Consider the following 19,798-nt stretch of genomic DNA (forward strand, 5'->3'; position numbering starts at 1 on the left):
GCCTTACGTGGTCAGCACGGTCTCGGTGTGCTCGACCTCCGGTGGCGCGGCAAAATACTGGCCGACGAGGCCGCGCCATTCGGTGAAATTCTCGGAGCCGCGGAAATCGACGGTGTGGTTCTCCAGCGTCGCCCACTTCACCATCAGCCGGTAGCGCTGCGGCTTCTCGATCGACTTGTGCAGCTCGAAGCCGTGAAACCCCTTGGAGCGGCCGAAGGCGGCCTTGGCCTTGGCGACGGCGGCCTCGAAATCCTTCTCGCTGCCCGGCTTGACGTCGATTTGCGCGATCTCGGTGATCATCGTTTCCACCTTTTTGTTGACGGCCGTGTCTACCGCAGACCGCGACAAAGAAAAAGGCGCCGAAACGGCGCCCTGCCCGGACGAAAAATGCAGGCCTGTCAGGCGAACAGCAGGACCGTGCCCGCGACGATCAGCGCACAACCGACGAACAGCGCGAGCGGCCAGTAGCTGCGGCCTTGCGTGTAGCGTCCCTGCGCACGGCGCTCGGTGATCAGCGCCGTCTCGTATTCGTCCGCGGTCGAGAACAGGCAGGCGAAGCCGCCGCGTGCCGAGGCTGCCTGAGCTTCGAGCGACATCAGGGCGGCCTGCGGGTTCTGTCGACGGATCGATTCCATGACCGCAATGGTAGGGATCGAACGGTAAACAGCGGATTACCGCAGGGCCGCCCTCGCGTTCACGCCGTGACCGGACGCGCCTGCGGCGCACCGGCCCGCGCCGCGCTCTGGCGGCGCCAGTTCTCCAGCGACAGCGGCAGCTCCTCCGCCGCCTCGACGCGGTTACGGCCGCCGCGCTTGGCCTGGTAGAGCGCGGTGTCGGCAGACGCCAGCAACACCTCGAGCTCGGTGCCGGCCGGACCGCCGGCAACGCCGATGCTGACGGTGGTGTCGACCGGGCCTTCGTCGACCACGACGCCGGAGGTCTCGAACGCCTCGCGCACGCGCTCGGCGACCAGCACGCCCTCCTCCAGCGCACACGGCAGGAGCGCGGCGAACTCCTCGCCGCCAATGCGGCCCGAGAGGTCGGAGATGCGTAAGTTGCTGACGACGACGGTCGAGAACAGTCTCAGCATCTCGTCGCCGGCGGGATGGCCGAAGCGGTCGTTGATCGACTTGAAGTGGTCGATGTCGAAGATCATCACGGTGACGGGCCGCCCGGCCTTGGCCTCGCGGTCGATCACGCGGCCGCAGGCTTCGGAGAAGCCGCGGCGGTTGAGCATGCCGGTGAGCGGATCGGTCGACGCCGCAGTCCGGTGCGCGGTGACGGTGCGCTCCGACACCAGCATGAAGATCACGAAGACGGTGCCGACGGCGTAGAGCACGAGCTCGACCGCGAACACGGTGACCCAGATGCTTGAGGAGAAGCCGGCATCATGCGGGCGCAGGAAACTGCCGATCAGGATCGGCAGCATCAGCACGCAGCCGTGCATCACCGGCACGACGAAGGCCGGCCAGCGCCGCTGCAGGCTCTTGCGCCGCTCGACCCAGAGCTCGCTCGCCGTCACCGCCGCGTACACCGAGACGATGCCGGCGCCGATGATCATGCGCAGCATGGACGCCGTGGGATCGAGCAGCGTCACGGCGGCGACCCAGGCGAGCGCGCCGAGCACGAGGCCGGGCCAGTTCGGCTTGCGGCCGTGAAAGACGCGCGCCGCATTCCACACCATGCCGCAGGCCACGAAGCCGACGGCATTTAACGCCAGATAGAGATGCGGCCCCAGCCTTTCGCCGGCGGCCGTCCAAAGCGCGACGGAGGCGGCACCGAGCAGATAGGCGGTGCCCCACCATTTCAGCGCAGGACTGTTCTCCTGCCTGCCAAAGAACACCATCATGGCGCCGAGCAGTGCGGCAACCATGGTGGCAACCAAATAGAGCGTGATGCTATCGAGCGACATCATGTCGGCCCCCTTGAAAACATAGCAGTTACGCGATCGGCACATCCGATTTGCGCGCCCTTCCGAATGCGACGCTAGGTTCCCGCGGGTTCCATTCAGGTTTTCGCGCGTCCGCAAGTTTTCCGGAAACTCGTCGTCAATTTGCATACAAACGAACAATAAAAAGGGCGCTGAAAATCAGCGCCCTTTTGCATCTCATTGAAGCCGCTTTCGCGGCGAATGCGACCGAAGCGATTAACGCTTCGAGAACTGGAAGGACCGGCGGGCCTTGGCCTTGCCGTACTTCTTGCGCTCGACCACGCGCGAGTCGCGGGTGAGGAAGCCGCCCTTCTTGAGCACAGAGCGCAGCTCCGGCTCGAAATAGGTGAGCGCCTTGGAGATGCCGTGACGGACCGCGCCGGCCTGGCCGGACAGACCGCCGCCGGCGACGGTGCAGATCACGTCGTACTGGCCCGAACGCTGGGCCACGGAGAACGGCTGCTCGATCATCATGCGCAGCACGGGACGGGCGAAATAGACCTCGACCTCGCGCGAGTTGACGGTGACCTTGCCGGCGCCCGGCTTGATCCACACGCGGGCGACCGCGTCCTTGCGCTTGCCGGTGGCATAGGCGCGGTTGAACTTGTCGACCTTCTTCTCGTGCTTGGGCGCCTCGGGCGCCGCCGCCGTCTTGAGCTGCGAGAGCTGGTCGAGCGACTGGATGGATTCGGCCATGTTATGCGGCCCTCGTGTTCTTGCGGTTCAACTTGGCGATATCGATCTTCTCGGGCTGCTGCGCCTCGTGCGGATGATCGGCGCCGCCGTAGACACGGAGGTTGCCCATCTGCACGCGACCGAGCGGACCACGCGGGATCATGCGCTCGACGGCCTTCTCGAGCACGCGCTCGGGGTGACGGCCCTCGAGGATCTGGCGCGCGGTGCGCTCCTTGACGTGGCCGACATAGCCGGTGTGCTTGTAATAGGTCTTCTGCTCGCGCTTGCGACCGGTGAGGACCGCATGCTGCGCGTTGATGATGATGACGTTGTCGCCGCAATCAACGTGCGGGGTGTAGGTCGGGAGGTGCTTGCCGCGCAGGCGCATTGCGACGATGGTGGCGAGACGGCCGACGACCAGACCCTTGGCGTCGATCAGCACCCACTTCTTCGTCACCTCGGCCGGCTTTGCCGAAAAGGTTTTCATGTCAGAATTTCCGTGAGGGAGACATCGGCGCGAACACCGCACCGGACTGCGCGAGTTTCTAGAGAAGAGACGCGCAACGGTCAATGCCCAACGACGGAAATTACATCCATGAAATCAATGACTTGAAAATAAGGTGCTATATTACCCTCAAAAAGCTCAAACATTTGGAATGGAATAGGTCGAGGTGACATGAGCGATCGGATCGGGTGAGGTACCAGACAAGAGGTTCACCTCCCCGACCGCCAGGCGCTTGCCGAGCTTGAGCAGCCGCGCCTCGGCCAGGACGTCCTGCCCTGGCTGGCCCTTGCGCAGGAAGTTGATGTTGAGATTGGTGGTGACGGCGAGGCCGATCGGCCCGATCGCGGACAGCAGCACCACGTACATCGCGAAATCGGCGAGCGCCATCAGCGTCGGACCCGACACGGTTCCGCCCGGCCGCAGCATCCTTTCGCTATAGCGCTGGCGCAAAAGGCTGGTTTGGCCGTCCGCACTCTCGATCGTGATGTCGTCGCCGCTGAAGGCCTGGGGAAACTCGTCGCGGAGAAACTGCTCGAGCTCCGCCACGCTCATTTTCGCTAACGCCATGCCGTTCCCCACCCTCGCTTCGGTCGCCCTGGTACATTAAGTTATTGGTGTCATCCAATTGCAATCATTCCACGGAAGTCGCGTCAATGTCCGTTCAGGCCGCCCGTGCCCCCTCCCCGCAACCGCCGATCCTGCTGCGCGAGATCGTCGGCAGCGTCGCCGTGCTGACGCTGAACCGCCCCGCCGCGCGCAACAGCCTGTCGGAGGCGATGATCGGCCAGCTGCATGCGAGCTTCAACGCGATCGCCGAGGACAAGCGCATCCGCGCTGCCGTCATCGCCGCCAACGGCCCGGCCTTTTCCGCCGGCCACGACATCAAGGAATTGACCGCGCGCCGCAGCGATCCCGATCGCGGCCGCGCCTATTTCGCCGGGATCATGAACGCCTGTAGCGCGATGATGCAGGCGATCGTGCATCTGCCGAAGCCCGTGGTCGCGGCCGTCCAGGGCATCGCGACGGCCGCCGGCTGCCAGCTCGTCGCGAGTTGCGACCTCGCAATCGCCTCGGAAGCCGCAAGCTTTGCGACGCCCGGCGTCGACATCGGTCTGTTCTGCTCGACGCCCATGGTGGCACTGTCGCGCAACGTCCCGCGCAAGCAGGCGATGGAGATGCTGCTGACGGGCGAGCCTGTCACGGCCGACCGCGCCCGCGAGATCGGGCTCGTCAACCGTGTCGTGCCTGCCGGCACCGAACTCGGCGCCGCGATCGAGCTGGCACAACAGGTCGCGCTGAAATCCGCCTACACCGTCAAGCTCGGCAAGGAGGCTTTCTACCGCCAGGCCGAGATGAGCCTTGCGGACGCCTATCGCTATGCCGCAGAGGTGATGACCGAGAACATGATGGCGCGCGACGCCGAGGAAGGCATCGGCGCCTTCATCGAGAAGCGCACGCCGACATGGCGGGATGAATGATGGGCGGCGTTATCGCTGCTCAACCCCACATCGTCATTCCGGGGCGGCTCGCAGAGCCGAACCCGGAATCTCGAGATTCCGGGTTCGATGCTGCGCATCGCCCCGGAATGACGAACGAAAGAAAAAGATGAACCACGACGCCTATCCCGACAATTACATCCGCGGCATCCTCAACAGCGTGAAGTTGATCGCGATGGTCGGCGCATCGCCGGTCAACGTGCGGCCGAGCTATTTCGCGTTCAAATATCTGGCACAGCGCGGCTACGACATGATCCCGGTCAATCCCGGTCATGTCGGCAAGGAGCTGCTCGGCAAACCCTTCGTCGCCTCGCTCTCCGACATCGGCCGTCCGATCGACATGATCGACATCTTCCGCAACTCCAGCCACATCATGCCCGTCGTCGAAGAGGCGCTCACACTCGATCCGCTGCCGAAGGTGATCTGGATGCAGCTCGGCGCGCGTGACGATGCCGCGGCGGCGAAAGCGGAATCGGTCGGTATCAAGGTGGTCATGAACCGCTGCCCGAAGATCGAATATGGCCGCCTGTCGTCCGAAATATCCTGGATGGGCGTGAATTCGCGCACACTCAGCTCCAAGCGCGCGCCGGTACCGACACAGGGCATGCGGCTATCCCTCAATCGGATGAGCGTCGGCGGCGGCGAGACCGCAGCATCGGATCGCGCCGCGAAAAACAAGACCGAGCAAAGCTGACGCAATTGCGAAGGTTTCGTTTCGCGGGCGCGACAATGGGTAGCACGATCATTCCCAAATGATCCTGATGTGACGCGGCGCCTTGACGGCGGGCGCCCTGCCCATCAGCATGCCGCGCGATTTCAGACCAAGAGAACAGGACGCCTTCTATGAGCGATCGCCTTCCGGGATTTTCAACCCTCGCCGTGCATGCCGGTGCACAGCCCGATCCGACCACCGGCGCGCGCGCGACCCCGATTTATCAAACGACATCATTTGTCTTCAACGACGCCGATCACGCCGCCTCGCTGTTCGGCCTGCAGGCGTTCGGCAACATCTACACCCGCATCGGCAACCCGACCAATGCCGTGCTGGAAGAGCGCGTCGCCGCGCTCGAAGGCGGCACCGCCGCGCTGGCGGTTGCTTCCGGCCATGCCGCGCAGGTTGTGATCCTGCAGCAACTGCTCCAGCCCGGCGACGAGTTCATCGCCGCGCGAAAGCTCTATGGCGGCTCGATCAACCAGTTCACGCATGCGTTCAAGAGTTTTGGCTGGAACGTGGTGTGGGCCGATCCCGATGACATCTCAAGCTTCGAGCGCGCGGTGACGCCGCGCACCAAAGCGATCTTCATCGAGTCCATCGCCAACCCTGCCGGCAGCATCACCGACATCGAGGCGATCTCGACGGTGGCGCGCAAAGCGGGCGTGCCGCTGATCGTCGACAACACGCTGGCCTCGCCCTATTTGATCCGCCCGATCGACCACGGCGCCGACATCGTCGTGCACTCGCTGACGAAGTTTTTGGGCGGTCACGGCAACTCGCTCGGCGGCATCATCGTCGATGCCGGCACCTTCGACTGGTCCACCGGCGGCAAATACCCGATGCTCTCCGAGCCGCGGCCGGAATATCACGGCATCCGCCTCCAGGAGACCTTTGGCAATTTCGCCTTCGCGATCGCCTGCCGCGTGCTCGGCTTGCGCGACCTCGGCCCCGCGCTCTCGCCCTTCAACGCCTTCATGATCCTGACCGGCATCGAGACGCTGCCGCTGCGCATGCAGAAGCACTGCGACAACGCCAAGGCTGTCGCCGAATTCCTCGCCGGCCATCCGGCGGTGGCCTCGGTCAGCTATGCGGGCCTGCCGAGCGACAAGTACAACCAGCTCGCGCGCAAATACGCGCCGAAGGGCGCCGGTGCCGTGTTCACCTTCAGCCTGAAGGGCGGCTATGACGCCGGCGTCAGCCTGGTGTCGAAGCTGCAGTTGTTCTCGCACCTCGCCAATGTCGGCGACACCCGCTCGCTCGTGATCCACCCGGCCTCGACCACGCACAGCCAGCTCGATGACGCCGCCAAGGTGAAGTCCGGCGCCGGCCCCGACGTGGTGCGGCTCTCGGTCGGCATCGAGGACAAGGAAGATCTGATCGCCGACCTCGAGCAGGCGTTGAGCGCGTAGTTGCTGTCGTTCCGGGGCGGTGCGAAGCACCGAACCCGGAACCTCGACAATATTTGCTCATCTCTGGATTCCGGGTTCGCGCTTCCGCGCGCCCCGGAATGACGGCGGCCGTTTCGGCCGCCGCCAGTTAACAGTCATTAACCATATCTGCCGCATACATCGTCCTTGGATCGCCCCTTTGATTCGGAGCCGACGATGCTGCGCTGGATGGTGCCTGCCCTTGCGGCGATGCTGACGGTTTCAGGCGCGCTCGCCGCCGATCTGCCGGCGACGCCGAAGCGGCGCGCTGCCGTGCCGCCGCAGGACCCGCCACAGGTCTATGTCGAGACCGATGCGGATGCGCTGATCTCGCCGGCCTATGGCATCGGCAGCTATATCCGCAACCTGCCGGGCACGCCGCTCCTGCCCGGCTCCAGCACCTTGCCGGGCTATTACGGCCGGCCCTGGAGCTACGATTATCAGGGCCCGTATTACGGCGGGAAGCAGGTCGATTATTTCTGGCGCCTGCCCTACGCGTGCGGCGTCTACGGCTATTGCTGATCAGCCGGGCTGATGGTGATCAGCCGGGCTGGCTGACAGGAACCGCGCGCGGCTGCGCTTGCGCAGACTGCCGTGACGCAAGCCGTTCCACCTGCATCACCGCAAGCGTCAGCACCACGATCGCAACCGCCTGGTGCGCGAGCGCGAGCCCGATCGGCACCTGATTGAGCAGCGTGAGGATCCCGAGCACGGCCTGCAGGCTGACCGCCGCGAACAGCCAGAGCGCGCCGCCGGCCGCGGCACCCGCGCGAGAACGCACCGCGTCGAACGCATGCAGCGCCGCCAGCACGAACAGCGCATAGGCCGTCATGCGATGCTCGAACTGCACGGTCAGCACATTGTCGAACATGTTGCGCCACCACGGCGTCTCGAACCAGAGTCGATCAGCCGACGGAATGAACGCGCCGTCGATCTCAGGCCAGGTGTTGTAAGCGCGCCCCGCGCGCAGGCCCGCGACCAGCGCACCGAAATAGATCTGCACGAAGGTCACGACGAGCAGCAGCGCGCTGGTGAAGCGCAGCCGCGCAGGCGCGACAATCTGCGGCCGCTCCTTGAGCCGCCGCACCGTCCAGACGATGCCGGCGAAGATCAAGAGCGCCAGCACCAGATGCGTCGCCAGCCGATATTGCGAGACCTCGACCCGCTCCGACAGGCCCGAGGCCACCATCCACCAGCCGACCGCGCCCTGGAGACCGCCGAGCGTGAACAGCAGCCACAGCCGACGCTTGAGCTCACCCGACAGGCCGCCGCGCCAGAGGAAGAACAGGAACGGCAGCAGATAGGCAACGCCGATGAAGCGGCCGAGCAGCCGGTGGCTCCATTCCCACCAGAAGATCTCCTTGAACTCGGACAGGCTCATGCCGGCGTTGAGCTCGCGATATTGCGGGATCTTCTTGTAGGCCTCGAACGCCTCGGTCCACTGCGTCTCCGAGAGCGGCGGAATGCTGCCCGTGACCGGCTTCCATTCGACGATCGACAGGCCGGATTCCGTCAGCCGCGTCGCCCCGCCGACCAGCACCATCAGCGCGATCAAGGCGGCCACGGAGATCAGCCACCAGCGCACGGCGCGGTGCGGCTCGGACGGGGTGGAAATCATCGTCATTTCAAGGACAAAACCAAGCCTGTGCCTAAGAGACTTGAACCGGACTGCGTGCTCCTTATAGTCCCCCGCTCCCGCAGCGCAAGTTACGCGAAGGCCGCTAGTAGTCTGCCATGACGATCCGCACCCGCAAGTTCCTCGGCGCCATCCTGCTCCTGGTGCTGGCCACCGTCTGGGCTCTGCTCGGCATGGCGGCGGCGCAGATGCCGTGGATCGCCGAGTCCGGCTGGCGGCAGGCGATCTACTACGTCGTGGTCGGCATGGGCTGGGTGCTGCCGGCGATGCCGATCGTGAGCTGGATGCAGAGGCCTGATCGTATCAAGTCTGGCTCGTAGCGCTGCCGGTCGGTCTCACCGGGGCAAAGGCGACACCTGACATCAGCACGCGCAGCATCCGCAGCGAGCGGACCCGGCCGTCCCAGGAAATCCGCGGCAGCGCGCGCAGATTGGTTCGCCCCTCCGCCTCCACGATGCCCGGGATCGTCGAGACCGCGCTGGCAAACCCGGCCTCCTCCGCCATCACGACGTGGCTGCGCCGGAACGAGGAGCGGTCACCGAACGGAAAGGCGAGATGCCGGATCTCGCGGTCAAAGGCGGATTCCGCCACGGCTTTGCCCATCGTCATCTCGCGCAGCGCGGCGGCGTCCTTCATGTTGGCGAGAACGGGATAGTTCACGGTCGCGCTGCCGACCGTGACCAGCGGGTCGGCAGCCAGCTTCGCCAGATCCTCCCAATCCATCGACGCCTCACGCGAGAGCGCGGCGAGGTCGACCCGGTAGCGCGTGCAGAGATCGGCGATCGCAGCCGATAGCTCCACCGGCGGCAGCGAGCGCAGCCAGCTCTCGAGATACGCGAACAACGCCTGCTTCTCGGCGTTGCCTGTGACGGTGAAACGCTGCTCCTTGTCGCCCATCATCAGGCTGATGCGGCTCTCGTGCGCGATCACCTGCTCGAGCCCGAGCCACCAGGCTTCGCCGACGCCGTCGGGAAATGCGGTGGGCACATAGATCGTGAATGGCACGGCGTGGCGTGCGAGCACCGGATAGGCAAACTTGATCAGGTCCTTGGCAGCGCCGTCGAAGGTGAGCGCCACGAAGCGCCGCTTCTCCGGCAGCGTCACGGCGCGGCGGCAGACCTCGTCCATGCCGAGAAAATCATACTTCCACCGCTTCAGCGCCCGAATGGCGCGGTCGAGGAATTGCGGCGTGATCTCGTGCGCGCGCAGCGGCTGAAATCCGCCGCGCCGCCGCGGCCGCACATGCACAAAGCGCAGGATGGCGCCGGCCCCACGACTGCGGAGCAGAGCCTGACCGGTGAGCCAGGTCAGCTCAAGGCGCAGCCGTTCCAACCATCTGTCGTCGGATGCCAATATCCCACCCTTCGCGCTCGCCGGCGGCCCGTTCCCTCGCTTATTGTCATTACCCTTTGTTGACATTTGTTTGCAAAGGTCGGCCACAGGCCGAATTACGCAATTTTCGTTTTCTCGACAGGTTTCGCGAATGACCATGGCTGCGGCGATGCAAAGCCGGACGGCAGAAGCGCCAGCGCGGTCGAAAGCGAACCGTATCGCGCATGTCGACATCCTCAGTGATCTCGGTGAAGCCGAGGCGGTCTGGCGTGCCTTCGAGGAGCCCGGTCACCTCTTCACGCCCTACCAGCGCTTCGACCTGCTCGGCCCCTGGCAGCGGCTGGTCGGCGCTCACGAAGGCGCCCGCCCCTTCGTCGTCATCGCCCGCGACGCCGATCGCGAGCCGCTCCTGCTGCTGCCGCTCTCGCTGCGCCAGGGCCACGGCGTGCGCACGGCCTGCTTCATGGGCGGCAAGCATACGACCTTCAACATGGGCCTGTGGAACGCCGAGTTCGCAGGCGAGGCCGGCGCCGCCGATCTCGACGCGCTGCTTGCGCCGCTCCGCGCCCATGTCGACGTGCTCGCGCTGACGCAGCAGCCGCTGCGCTGGAACGACCAGCAGAACCCGTTTGCAGCCCTGTCGCGACAGAGCGCGATCAACGGCTGTCCGCTGCTGACGATGGAGCCGGGCGGCCCGCCTGCATCGCGGATCAGCAATTCCTTCCGCCGCCGCCTGAAGAGCAAGGAGAAGAAGCTCCAGTCGCTCGCCGGCTACCGCTATCACCTCGCCACGACGGACGCGGACGTCACCCGCCTGCTCGACTGGTTCTTCCGCGTCAAGCCGGCGCGGATGGCCGAACAGAAGCTCCCGAACGTTTTCGCCGAGCCGGGCGTCGAGCAGTTCGTCCGCAGCGCGTGCCTCGCGCCGCGCGGCGAAGGACGTGTCATCGACATCCACGCGCTCGAATGCAACGACGAGGTGATCGCGATCTTCGCCGGCGTCGCCGACGGCCAGCGCTTCTCGATGATGTTCAACACCTACACGATGTCCGAGCACGCCCGCTACAGCCCCGGGCTGATCCTGATGCGCTACATCATCGACCGCTACGGCGAGCGCGGCTACCGCTCGCTCGACCTCGGCATCGGCTCGGACGACTACAAGCGGATGTTCTGCAAGGACGACGAGGACATCTTCGACAGCTTCGTGCCGCTAACCTCGCGCGGAAAACTCGCGGCAATGGCGATGTCCTCGCTCAGCCACGGCAAGCGGCTGGTGAAGCAGAACCAGGTGCTGTTCGACCTGGCCCGACGGCTTCGGCAGGCGTTCGGGTAGTTTCCCTTCCCTTCTCCCCTTGTGGGAGAAGGTGGCATAGGCGGCCTTCGGCCGCCGTTCTTAAGAACGCCGAAGCGAAGCTTCGGCTATGGCGCCGGATGAGGGGTCCTCTCCGCTCGCTCGACTATTCGTGAGGATGGAGACCCCTCACCCGTCTCGCCGCTTTGCGGCGAGCCACCCTCTCCCGCAAGGTCCCGCAAGGGGAGAGGGGAACAAAGTTCAAGCCGCCACCACGCGCGGCGTGTCCACGGCATCCGACGCCTGCACCGGCTTGCTCAGCATCGTCACCTCGCTGAATCCGACGGCCTTGAGCTGCTCGCACATCAGCGTGCGCGCATCCGGTCCCATCGAGGCGTCGGGCACCACCACGGCGCGGGCGTTGGCCGTCAGCAGCTCGGCCGGGAGGTCGGAAGCGCCGCCGGCATCGAGCAGCACATGGTCGTAGGCGCGGAGCAGCGCGTCGATCGCGAGGCCCACGCGCGGCGATTGCAACAGGCTGCGGTCGAAACCGGGACGGCCGGCCATGACCAGATGCAGCCGCGAGAGCTTGTCGCGGGTGATGACCTGGGCGAACGAGACCTCGCCCTGCATCAGCTCGGCCAGGCCGGGGGCAGAAGCATCGACCGACACCGCGGCGATGGTCGGCGAGGACGCGGCGAGATCGACCACGACGACGCGCGCGTCGCGTGCCAGATGCCGGGCCAGCGTCAGCGCCGACAATGTGACGGCTTCGCCGGGCGCGGTGCCGAGCACCGTGACCTTCTTCGCCGCGGCGCCCGCGGCACGCAAGCTGCCCGCCAGATGCTCGATCTCGGCGAATTCCGCGACACCGGCACCAGCCGTCATCTCCGGCTGAAGCGGCGCCGGCTCTTCAATGACAGGTTCGACGAAGGGCTCGACCACCGGTTGGACCAATGGTTCCTGACGGACCGCCGCCTGGATTTGCGCCGGCGCCGGCGCAAAGACAGCCGCCGCGCGCGGCGCGGTCTGGCGCAGCAGCTCGCCGGTGACGACGACGCCGGACGAGAGCAGCAGCGTCGCGATCGTCGCGATCAGCACGATCGGCAGCTTCTTCGGATAGGCCGGCGTGTTGGAGACGATGGCGCGCGAGATGATGCGACCATCCGTCGGCGCGGTGTCGATGGTCTCGCGGGTATTGGCCTCGCGATATTTGGCAAGATACGTCTCGAGCAGGTCGCGCTGCGCCTTGGCCTCGCGCTCGAGCGCGCGGAGCTGGACATCCTGACCGTTGGTCGAGGTCGCCTGCTTCTTGAGCTGCTCGAGGCTCGCGGTCAGGCCGTCGACCCTGCCGCTGGCGATGCGCGCATCGTTTTCGAGCGAGCGGGAGATCTTGGCCGCCTCGTCCCGGATCTGGTTGTCGAGGTCGCCGAGCTGGGCCTTCAGCTCCTTGATGCGCGGATGGTTGCCGAGCAGCGTGGACGACTGTTCGGCGAGCTGCGCACGCAACGTGACCCGCTGCTCCGACAACCGCCGCATCAGCTCGGAGTTCACCACTTCGGATGCCTCGATCGGCTTGCCGCTCTGGAGCATCTCCTTGATCAGCCGCGCCTTGGATTCCGCATCCGCCTTCATCGAGCGTGCGTTGTTGAGCTGGGTGTTGACCTCGCCCATCTGCTGGTTCGACAGCGTGGTGTTGTTGGTGCCGACGAACAGGCTCGACTTGGAGCGGAAATCCTCGACCCTGGCTTCGGCGTCGGAGACCTTCTTGCGCAGATTCTCGATCTCGCCTGCGAGCCATTGGCTCGCATTGCGCGCCTGGTCCTGGCGGGCATTCTGCTGCAGCACGAGATAGCCGTCGGCGATCGAGTTGGCGACGCGCGCGGCGAGATCCGGATCGGCGGACTGGAATTCGACCACGATGACGCGCGACTTGTCGACGGCGTAGGCCTGGAGGCGTTCGTAATAGGCATCGAGCACGCGCTCTTCCGGCGTCATCGAGAACGGATCGCGGCCGATGCCGACGAGGGCCGCCAGCGACTTCAGCGGCGAGATGCCTTGCAGCACCGGATCGAATTCGGGCCGCTCGGCGAGCTTGTTCTTCTTGATGATCTCGCGCGCGAGATCGCGCGACAGCACGAGCTGCACCTGGCTGGTGACGGCCTCGGCGTCGAGCGCCTGCCGCTCCTCGGCGCGGTCGCTGTTCGGGCGCAGGAACACGTTCTCGCGGCCGTCGATCAGGATGCGGGATTCCGACTTGTAGCGCGGCGTGACGAGATTGACGGCGGCGATCGACGCGACGAGCGCCAGCACCGTCGGCACGATGATCCAGCCGCGTTTGCGCGCCAACGCCGCGCCGAGCGCGTGCAGATCGATGTCACCGGATTCGACTGCTGGTTGCTTCGCGACCACCGGCGCAGACTTTGCTTCAACCTTGGGGGCTTCGACCTTGGGTGCGGATTCGGCCTTCTTGGCTTCGGCCTTGGACTTCGAAACAGCCCGCTCGACCACCGCCTTGTCCTTGCCGGCACGCCAGAACGCTAAACGCATCGAACACTCCCGCAGGCAACGCCGCGACTCTACCTCAACCACGGCGATTACACTCCATTAAGGTTGCCGCTGGGTTAATCGCAGGCGTCCCGCGCCGCGCGCACGCGCGCCCGTCACCGTTTGTTAACCACGAAGGCTCTTAATCCATCTCGATATTTCCCGGAGTTGTTCGGTACTCGCCGTCGAGCGCTGGTTTTGATCATGCCCCCCTCACCCGACCAGCCGCTTCGAATCCTGCACGCCGTGCGCGCTCCGGTCGGCGGCATCTTTCGCCACATCCTCGACGTCGCCAACGGCCAGGTCGACCGCGGCCATCATGTCGGGATCCTCGCCGACAGCCTCACCGGCGGCGAACGCGCCGACAAGGCGCTGGCCGAGCTCGCGCCGCGCTTGAGGCTCGGCGTGCACCGCATGGCGATCCGCCGCGAGCCGTCGCCCGATGATGTCATGGTGTGGCTGCGGATGCGGCGCCTGATCGCGAAGCTCAAGCCTGACGTCCTGCACGGCCACGGCGCCAAGGCCGGCGCCTTCATCCGCATGCGGCGACGCACCGACGACACCATCCGCATCTACACCCCGCATGGCGGCTCGCTGCACTATCCGCTCAACACCTTCAAGGGCGAGTTCTACGCGCGGCTCGAGCGCTCGCTGACGGGCGCGACCGACCTGTTCCTGTTCGAGAGCGCCTTTGCCCGCGACACCTACCAGCGCATCGTCGGCACGCCCAAGGGCGTGGTGCATTGCGTCTTCAATGGCGTGACGCCGGAAGAATTCGAACCTGTCGCCACCGCCGAGGATGCCACCGACCTCTGCTATGTCGGCGAGTTCAGGCACATCAAGGGCGCGGACCTGCTGGTCGATGCCGTGGCGCGCCTGCGCGAAGGCGGCAAGAAGGTCACGCTCACCCTCGGCGGCGACGGCGAAGAGACGGCGGCGCTGAAGGCACAGGTCGAAAAGCTCGGCCTCTCCAGCGCCATCCGCTTCATCGGCCACGTCAAGGCGCGCTACGGCTTCTCCAAGGGGCGGCTGCTGGTCGTTCCCTCGCGCGGCGATTCCATGCCCTATGTGGTGATCGAGGCGGGAGCGGCTGGCATTCCCATGATCGCGTCGAAGATCGGCGGCATCCCCGAAATCTTCGGCCCCGACAGCCCCGCTTTGTTCGCGCCGAGCAATCCCGAGGCCATGGCGGAGGCGATCGCTGCGGCGCTGGACGATCCGCAAGCGACCGCGCAACGCGCCACGACCTTGCGCGAGCGGATCTCCGCGCATTTCTCCCAGCAGGCAATGGTCGACGGCGTGCTCGCGGGCTATCGCGACGCATTTGCCAATCATTAACCACCCTTAAGGCCGCTTTAGAAAATCTTCCGATTTATTCGGTAATCGAGTGCCAGGGGATGCTTGCCCGGGGCCGCAAAGTCGCGACCCGCGGGCTCTTGGAATGGACGTGGACGCCCGTGGAACCGCTCAACGCACGCTCGATGATCGATGCCGCGACCAGCGCCGCGGCGAGGCCAGCTGACCAGCCCTTTGTGGAGCGCCGCCGCCGGCTCTCGCCCGCCGCGCTCGAGGTCGTCAACCAGAAGGTCGCCCGCGCCTATTCGCCGATCGTGATCACCGGCTTCGTCCGCCTCATTGATTTCGTGTTGCTGAGCCTCGTCGGCATCGCGGTCTATGTCGGCTATGTCATGCCGCTCGCGGGTGGCTTCAACTGGATCTATCCTGCGGAGATCGTGGCCGTCGCGGTCGCAGCCGTGGTCTGCTTCCAGGCTGCCGACATCTACCAGGTGCAACTGTTCCGCGGTCATCTCCGCCAGATGACGCGGATGATCTCGTCCTGGTCGTTCGTCTTCCTGCTGTTCATCGGTGTCTCCTTCTTTGCCAAGTTCGGCAGCGAGATGTCGCGGCTGTGGCTCGCCGCCTTCTATTTCCTCGGGCTCGCCGCGCTGATCGCGGAGCGTCTGGTGCTGCGCTCGCTGGTGCGCGCCTGGGCGCGCGAGGGCCGGCTCGACCGCCGCACCATCATCGTCGGCTCCGACCGCAACGGCGAGGAACTGGTCGAGGCACTGAAGGCGCAGGACGATTCCGACATCCACGTGCTCGGCGTGTTCGACGACCGCAACGACAGCCGCGCGCTCGACACCTGCGCCGGCGCGCGAAAGCTCGGCAAGGTCGACGACATCGTCGAGTTTGCCCGCCGTACCCGCGTCGATCTCGTGCTGTTCGCGCTGCCGATCTCCGCGGAGACCCGCATCCTGGAGATGCTGAAGAAGCTCTGGGTGCTGCCGGTCGACATCCGTCTCTCCGCGCACACCAACAAGCTGCGCTTCCGTCCCCGCTCCTATTCCTATCTCGGCGAGGTGCCGACGCTCGACGTGTTCGAGGCGCCGATCACCGACTGGGACCTGGTGATGAAATGGCTGTTCGACCGCATCGTCGGCGGCCTCGCCCTCCTCGCAGCGCTGCCGATCATGGGATTGGTGGCGCTGGCCGTGAAGCTCGACAGCCCGGGTCCGGTGCTGTTCCGCCAGAAGCGCTTCGGCTTCAACAACGAGCGCATCGACGTCTACAAGTTCCGCTCGATGTACCACCACCAGGCCGACCCGACCGCGTCGAAGGTGGTGACCAAGAACGATCCGCGCGTCACCCGCGTCGGCCGCTTCATCCGCAAGACCAGCCTCGACGAGCTGCCGCAGCTCTTCAACGTGGTGTTCTCCGGCAACCTCTCTTTGGTCGGCCCGCGCCCGCATGCGGTGCAGGGCAAGCTCCAGAGCCGGCTGTTCGACGAAGCCGTCGACGGTTATTTCGCCCGCCATCGCGTCAAGCCCGGCATCAGCGGCTGGGCCCAGATCAACGGCTGGCGCGGCGAAATCGACAACGAAGAGAAGATCCAGAAGCGCGTCGAGTTCGACCTCTATTACATCGAGAACTGGTCGGTGCTGTTCGACCTCGTCATTCTCCTGAAGACGCCGATCTCGCTGCTGACCAAGAACGAGAACGCGTATTGAGTTTCCGTCATGCCCCGCGAAGGCGGGGCATCCAGTACGCCGCAGCGCCAGCCGTTTCCTGCAACGCGCGCCGCGGAGTACTGGATCGCCCGGTCAAGCCGGGCGATGACAGCCGAGTTTGTGGTGTACCAGTAGCGTAAGCGTATGAGCGTGTGATGGCGTATGCGGCGACAGCCGGTGGAGTGAAATTGGCCGCACCGGCTGCGCCCGGCGTGCTGGCGCTCCAGCGCGCGCTGGTATGGCTGGTCGGCGCCTCCGGCGCCATCGTCTTCATCGAGCCCAGCCCCTACGAGATCGCGACGCTGCTCGCCACCGTCACCTTCTTCGCAACCGGTCTGCGCCTGCGGCTGGTGCTGATGCCGCTGGTGCTGATGCTGGTCCTGCTCAATGTCGGCTACACCATCAGCGCGATCCCGCTGTTCGAGCAGCCCGAGGTGGCGAGCTGGATCGCGACCTCCTGGTACATGGCTGTGACCGTGGTGTTCTTCGCGATGGTCACCTCCGAGGACACCGCGGCGCGGCTCGACATGCTCCGCCGCGGCCTCGTGGTCGGCGCGATGGTCGCCTCACTCCTGGCGATCGCCGGCTACTTCCACCTCGTTCCCGGCGGCAGCGACCTGCTCACGCTCTACGGCCGCGCGCGCGGCACGTTCAAGGACCCGAACGTGCTCGGCGCCTTCCTGATCCTGCCGGCGCTGTTCGCGCTCCAGAGCGTGGTCTCGGACAGGCTCGGCAAGGCGCTCCGCAACGTCATCGCCTTCGGCATCATGTCGCTGGCGATCCTGCTCGCGTTCTCGCGCGCCGCCTGGGGCGGGCTGGTGCTGACCTCCGCGTTCATGCTGGCGCTGATGGTGCTGACCAGCCGCACCAACGCGCAGCGCTCGCGCATCGTCATCATGGCGATCGTCGCCGCGGTGCTGGGCCTCGCGCTGATCGCGGTGCTGCTGTCATTCGATGCCACCGCCGAGATGTTCAAGCAGCGCGCGAGCTTCGACCAGAGCTATGACGAGGGCCGCTTCGGCCGCTTCGGCCGGCACATCCTGGGTGCGGAGATGGCGCTCGAGCTGCCGTTCGGCATCGGCCCGCTGCAATTCCACCGCTACTTCCCCGAGGACACCCACAACTCTTACCTCAACGCCTTCATGTCCGGCGGCTGGCTCTCCGGCGTCTGCTATCCCGCGCTGGTCATCACCACCGTCATCATGGGCTTCAGGCACATCTTCGTCCGCGTACCCTGGCAGCGCGCTTATCTCGCGATCTTCTCCGCCTTCGTCGGCACCGTCGGCGAAAGCTTCGTGATCGACACCGACCACTGGCGCCACTTCTGGATGATGCTGGGCGCGATGTGGGGCATGATCGCCGCGGCGCAGATCTACAAGGTTAGGGACGAAGCTTCTTCAGCTTGAGCGCGGGACGCTTCTCCGGCGGCGTGTCGAGCAGCCCCTTCAGCGCCTCCGTTGCCGCGAGCACGCCCTTGTAGCCCTCGTTGGCGAAGCGCAGCAGCAGGCGCAACTCCTCGTCCGAATAGGCGCCGAACACCTTCTCCATCGCCTGCTGCATCGGCACATAGAGCTGACCGATCTTCATGGCCGTCTCCGGCACGACGGAAATGAAGACCTTGCGGCGGTCCTTCTCATCCCGCTCGCGGCGCACGAGGCCGGCCTTCTCGAGCCGGTCGATCACGCCGGTGATCGCGCCCGTCGTGAGGCCCGTGACCTCGGCGAGCCGGCCCGCGGTGACGCGGCCCTCGAGATAGAGGATGTCCATGCATTCGAGGTCGGAGTTGGCGATTCCGGCAACGTTCGCAACGGTCTGGCCATAGAGCACGCCCTGCGCGGACGACCTGCGCATCGCCGCCTCGAGCTCCTGCAACAGCGCAGCGCGCGCCTTCGTCCTTGACAAGGTCTGCCCCTTATCTTACTCGATATATATCTTAGTCACTAAGAGATTTAGCGACCGTAATTTCTCCTAGCACCACGGAAACGTCGGGAGCAAGCCATGTCCAGCCGTCCCCGCAAGGCCCTGATCATCGGTGCCGGCATCGCCGGGCCCGTCGCCGCCATCCTGCTGCGCCGCGCCGGCATCGAGTCCGCGATCTACGAGGCGTGGCCCTATTCAAAGGGCATCGGCGGCGGCCTCCAGATTGCGCCGAACGGCATGCACGTGATGGACGAGATCGGGCTTGCCAACGAGCTGATCAGCCGCGGCTCGGTCGCCGAAGCCTTCGACTTCTATTCCCAGGGCGGCGAGAAGCTCGGCTCGATCAACCGCGACATGGCGCGGCGCTTCGGCCAGCCCGCCGTCAACATCTCCCGCGCGGCGCTGAACGAGATCCTCATCGACAAAGCCTGGTGCGCCTGCGTCTCGCTGTATTTCGAGAAGCGGCTGATCAAGATCGAGGACCGCGGCGACCAGCCGATCATCGCCTACTTCTCCGACGGCACCACCGCCGAAGGCGACTTCCTGATCGGCGCCGACGGCGTGCACTCGGTCGTGCGCCGCCAAGTCGTGCCGGACGGGCCGCAACCCTTCGACACCGGCCTGATCGGCTTCGGCGGCTTCGTGCCGCACGCCGTCCTCGACGGCAGGCCGATCGGCCGGCGTGTCGAGACCACGTTCGGCCAGAGCGGCTTCTTCGGCTACGGCTATTGCAGCCCGGATCCGAACGACGGCGTGATGTGGTGGAGCACGCAGCCCGCGCACGGCATGGACGCGGCGATGTTCCGCGCGCTCGACCAGGCGACGCTGAAGCAGCATCTGCGCGGCTTCCATCGCGGCTGGCACGATCCGATCCCTGATATCATCGAAGCGGCCGAGAACATCGTGGTCACCGACACGCTCGACGTCGCGACCCTGCCGACCTGGTCGCGCAAGCGCTCGCTGCTGATCGGCGATGCCGCGCATGCGACCAGTCCCCATGCCGGCCAGGGCGCCTCGCTCGCGCTGGAGGACGCGATGCGGCTTGCCCGTCTGATGCAGGAGGGACAGGAACTCGGCGCCACCTTCCAGGCCTTCGAGGCCGAGCGCCGCCCGCGCACCGAGAAGATCGTCGCGATCGCCCGCCGCAACGGCAACAGCAAGCACGAGTTCAGCGCCACCGGCGCATGGGTCCGCAATCAGATGCTGAAATGGCTATTGCCGCTGGGCTCGAAGAGCATGGAGTTCATGTACGCGTATGACGCGCGGGCGGTGTAGTTTCTTTCTCTCCCTCTCCCCGTTCTTACGGGGAGAGGGTT

At 65.7% G+C, this 19,798-nt stretch carries 20 protein-coding genes; 10 read left to right on the top strand and 10 right to left on the bottom strand.

The window, feature by feature from the left end; translation table 11 throughout:
* Positions 1-3: 3 nt before the first annotated feature.
* The 6 genes from JQ592_RS07165 to JQ592_RS07190 form a co-directional block, all read right to left on the bottom strand.
* A complete protein-coding gene (locus JQ592_RS07165; RefSeq protein ID WP_025036647.1) occupies positions 4-300 on the bottom strand; it encodes an antibiotic biosynthesis monooxygenase family protein in 297 nt (98 codons plus the stop codon).
* 98 nt (positions 301-398) lie between these two features.
* Positions 399-635 carry a hypothetical protein gene (locus JQ592_RS07170; protein ID WP_211402177.1) on the bottom strand — a complete coding sequence of 79 codons (237 nt, stop codon included), beginning with the start codon at positions 633-635 and terminating at the stop codon, positions 399-401.
* A 59-nt stretch (positions 636-694) separates the two neighbouring features.
* Positions 695-1,915 carry a GGDEF domain-containing protein gene (locus JQ592_RS07175; RefSeq protein ID WP_211402178.1) on the bottom strand — a complete coding sequence of 407 codons (1,221 nt, stop codon included), beginning with the start codon at positions 1,913-1,915 and terminating at the stop codon, positions 695-697.
* A 231-nt stretch (positions 1,916-2,146) separates the two neighbouring features.
* On the bottom strand, positions 2,147-2,626 hold the full coding sequence (gene rpsI / locus JQ592_RS07180; protein ID WP_018642439.1) for a 30S ribosomal protein S9: 480 nt from the start codon (positions 2,624-2,626) through the stop codon (positions 2,147-2,149).
* Between the two features lies 1 nt (position 2,627).
* Positions 2,628-3,092, bottom strand: a complete 465-nt coding sequence (rplM, locus tag JQ592_RS07185) for a 50S ribosomal protein L13 (protein ID WP_018642440.1) — start codon at positions 3,090-3,092, stop codon at positions 2,628-2,630.
* A 156-nt stretch (positions 3,093-3,248) separates the two neighbouring features.
* Positions 3,249-3,677 carry a PaaI family thioesterase gene (locus JQ592_RS07190; protein ID WP_025036650.1) on the bottom strand — a complete coding sequence of 143 codons (429 nt, stop codon included), beginning with the start codon at positions 3,675-3,677 and terminating at the stop codon, positions 3,249-3,251.
* A gap of 86 nt (positions 3,678-3,763) precedes the next feature.
* On the opposite strand from JQ592_RS07190, the gene JQ592_RS07195 reads away from it, so the two are divergent.
* From JQ592_RS07195 to JQ592_RS07210, 4 genes are all read left to right on the top strand, one after another.
* Complete coding sequence (locus tag JQ592_RS07195) at positions 3,764-4,588, top strand: enoyl-CoA hydratase (RefSeq protein ID WP_211402179.1); 825 nt, start codon at positions 3,764-3,766, stop codon at positions 4,586-4,588.
* A 127-nt stretch (positions 4,589-4,715) separates the two neighbouring features.
* A complete protein-coding gene (locus JQ592_RS07200) occupies positions 4,716-5,300 on the top strand; it encodes a CoA-binding protein (protein WP_211402180.1) in 585 nt (194 codons plus the stop codon).
* Positions 5,301-5,449: 149 nt separating this feature from the next.
* Positions 5,450-6,730 carry an O-acetylhomoserine aminocarboxypropyltransferase gene (locus tag JQ592_RS07205; protein WP_211402181.1) on the top strand — a complete coding sequence of 427 codons (1,281 nt, stop codon included), beginning with the start codon at positions 5,450-5,452 and terminating at the stop codon, positions 6,728-6,730.
* 195 nt (positions 6,731-6,925) lie between these two features.
* Positions 6,926-7,270: a hypothetical protein gene (locus JQ592_RS07210; protein ID WP_211402182.1), complete on the top strand. Its 345-nt coding sequence runs from the start codon at positions 6,926-6,928 to the stop codon at positions 7,268-7,270.
* A gap of 19 nt (positions 7,271-7,289) precedes the next feature.
* Here the strand turns inward: JQ592_RS07210 and JQ592_RS07215 are convergent, their stop codons facing one another.
* Positions 7,290-8,372 (bottom strand): COX15/CtaA family protein, encoded by a 1,083-nt coding sequence (locus tag JQ592_RS07215; protein WP_211402183.1) that lies wholly within the window; start codon positions 8,370-8,372, stop codon positions 7,290-7,292.
* 110 nt (positions 8,373-8,482) lie between these two features.
* Here JQ592_RS07215 and JQ592_RS07220 point away from each other — a divergent pair, with 110 nt between their 5' ends.
* The gene (locus JQ592_RS07220; RefSeq protein WP_152102867.1) at positions 8,483-8,704 is read left to right on the top strand and encodes a DUF2842 domain-containing protein; all 222 of its coding nucleotides are present in this window, start codon (positions 8,483-8,485) and stop codon (positions 8,702-8,704) included.
* Here the strand turns inward: JQ592_RS07220 and JQ592_RS07225 are convergent.
* Entirely contained in the window at positions 8,688-9,737 is a 1,050-nt protein-coding gene (locus JQ592_RS07225) for a polysaccharide deacetylase family protein (RefSeq protein ID WP_211402184.1), read from the bottom strand. The genes JQ592_RS07220 and JQ592_RS07225 overlap by 17 nt on opposite strands.
* Before the next feature lie 130 nt (positions 9,738-9,867).
* Between JQ592_RS07225 and JQ592_RS07230 the strand changes: the two genes are divergently transcribed.
* The gene (locus JQ592_RS07230; protein WP_211402185.1) at positions 9,868-11,049 is read left to right on the top strand and encodes a GNAT family N-acetyltransferase; all 1,182 of its coding nucleotides are present in this window, start codon (positions 9,868-9,870) and stop codon (positions 11,047-11,049) included.
* 219 nt (positions 11,050-11,268) lie between these two features.
* Here JQ592_RS07230 and JQ592_RS07235 read toward each other — a convergent pair whose 3' ends face one another.
* Positions 11,269-13,557 (bottom strand): GumC family protein, encoded by a 2,289-nt coding sequence (locus JQ592_RS07235; protein ID WP_211402186.1) that lies wholly within the window; start codon positions 13,555-13,557, stop codon positions 11,269-11,271.
* A 201-nt stretch (positions 13,558-13,758) separates the two neighbouring features.
* Between JQ592_RS07235 and JQ592_RS07240 the strand changes: the two genes are divergently transcribed.
* The 3 genes from JQ592_RS07240 (at position 13,759) to JQ592_RS07250 (ending at position 17,968) form a co-directional block, all read left to right on the top strand.
* Positions 13,759-14,892 (top strand): glycosyltransferase family 4 protein, encoded by a 1,134-nt coding sequence (locus JQ592_RS07240; protein ID WP_211402187.1) that lies wholly within the window; start codon positions 13,759-13,761, stop codon positions 14,890-14,892.
* A gap of 119 nt (positions 14,893-15,011) precedes the next feature.
* A complete protein-coding gene (locus JQ592_RS07245; RefSeq protein ID WP_211402188.1) occupies positions 15,012-16,562 on the top strand; it encodes an undecaprenyl-phosphate glucose phosphotransferase in 1,551 nt (516 codons plus the stop codon).
* Positions 16,563-16,717: 155 nt separating this feature from the next.
* A complete protein-coding gene (locus tag JQ592_RS07250; protein ID WP_211402189.1) occupies positions 16,718-17,968 on the top strand; it encodes an O-antigen ligase family protein in 1,251 nt (416 codons plus the stop codon).
* On the opposite strand, the gene JQ592_RS07255 is transcribed toward JQ592_RS07250, so the two are convergent.
* A complete protein-coding gene (locus JQ592_RS07255; protein WP_211402530.1) occupies positions 17,943-18,413 on the bottom strand; it encodes a MarR family transcriptional regulator in 471 nt (156 codons plus the stop codon). The genes JQ592_RS07250 and JQ592_RS07255 overlap by 26 nt on opposite strands.
* A gap of 147 nt (positions 18,414-18,560) precedes the next feature.
* Between JQ592_RS07255 and JQ592_RS07260 the strand changes: the two genes are divergently transcribed.
* On the top strand, positions 18,561-19,757 hold the full coding sequence (locus tag JQ592_RS07260) for an FAD-dependent monooxygenase (RefSeq protein WP_211402190.1): 1,197 nt from the start codon (positions 18,561-18,563) through the stop codon (positions 19,755-19,757).
* The last annotated feature ends 41 nt before the right edge of the window (positions 19,758-19,798 follow it).

Source organism: Bradyrhizobium iriomotense (assembly GCF_018129405.1).
Lineage (GTDB): Bacteria > Pseudomonadota > Alphaproteobacteria > Rhizobiales > Xanthobacteraceae > Bradyrhizobium > Bradyrhizobium iriomotense_B.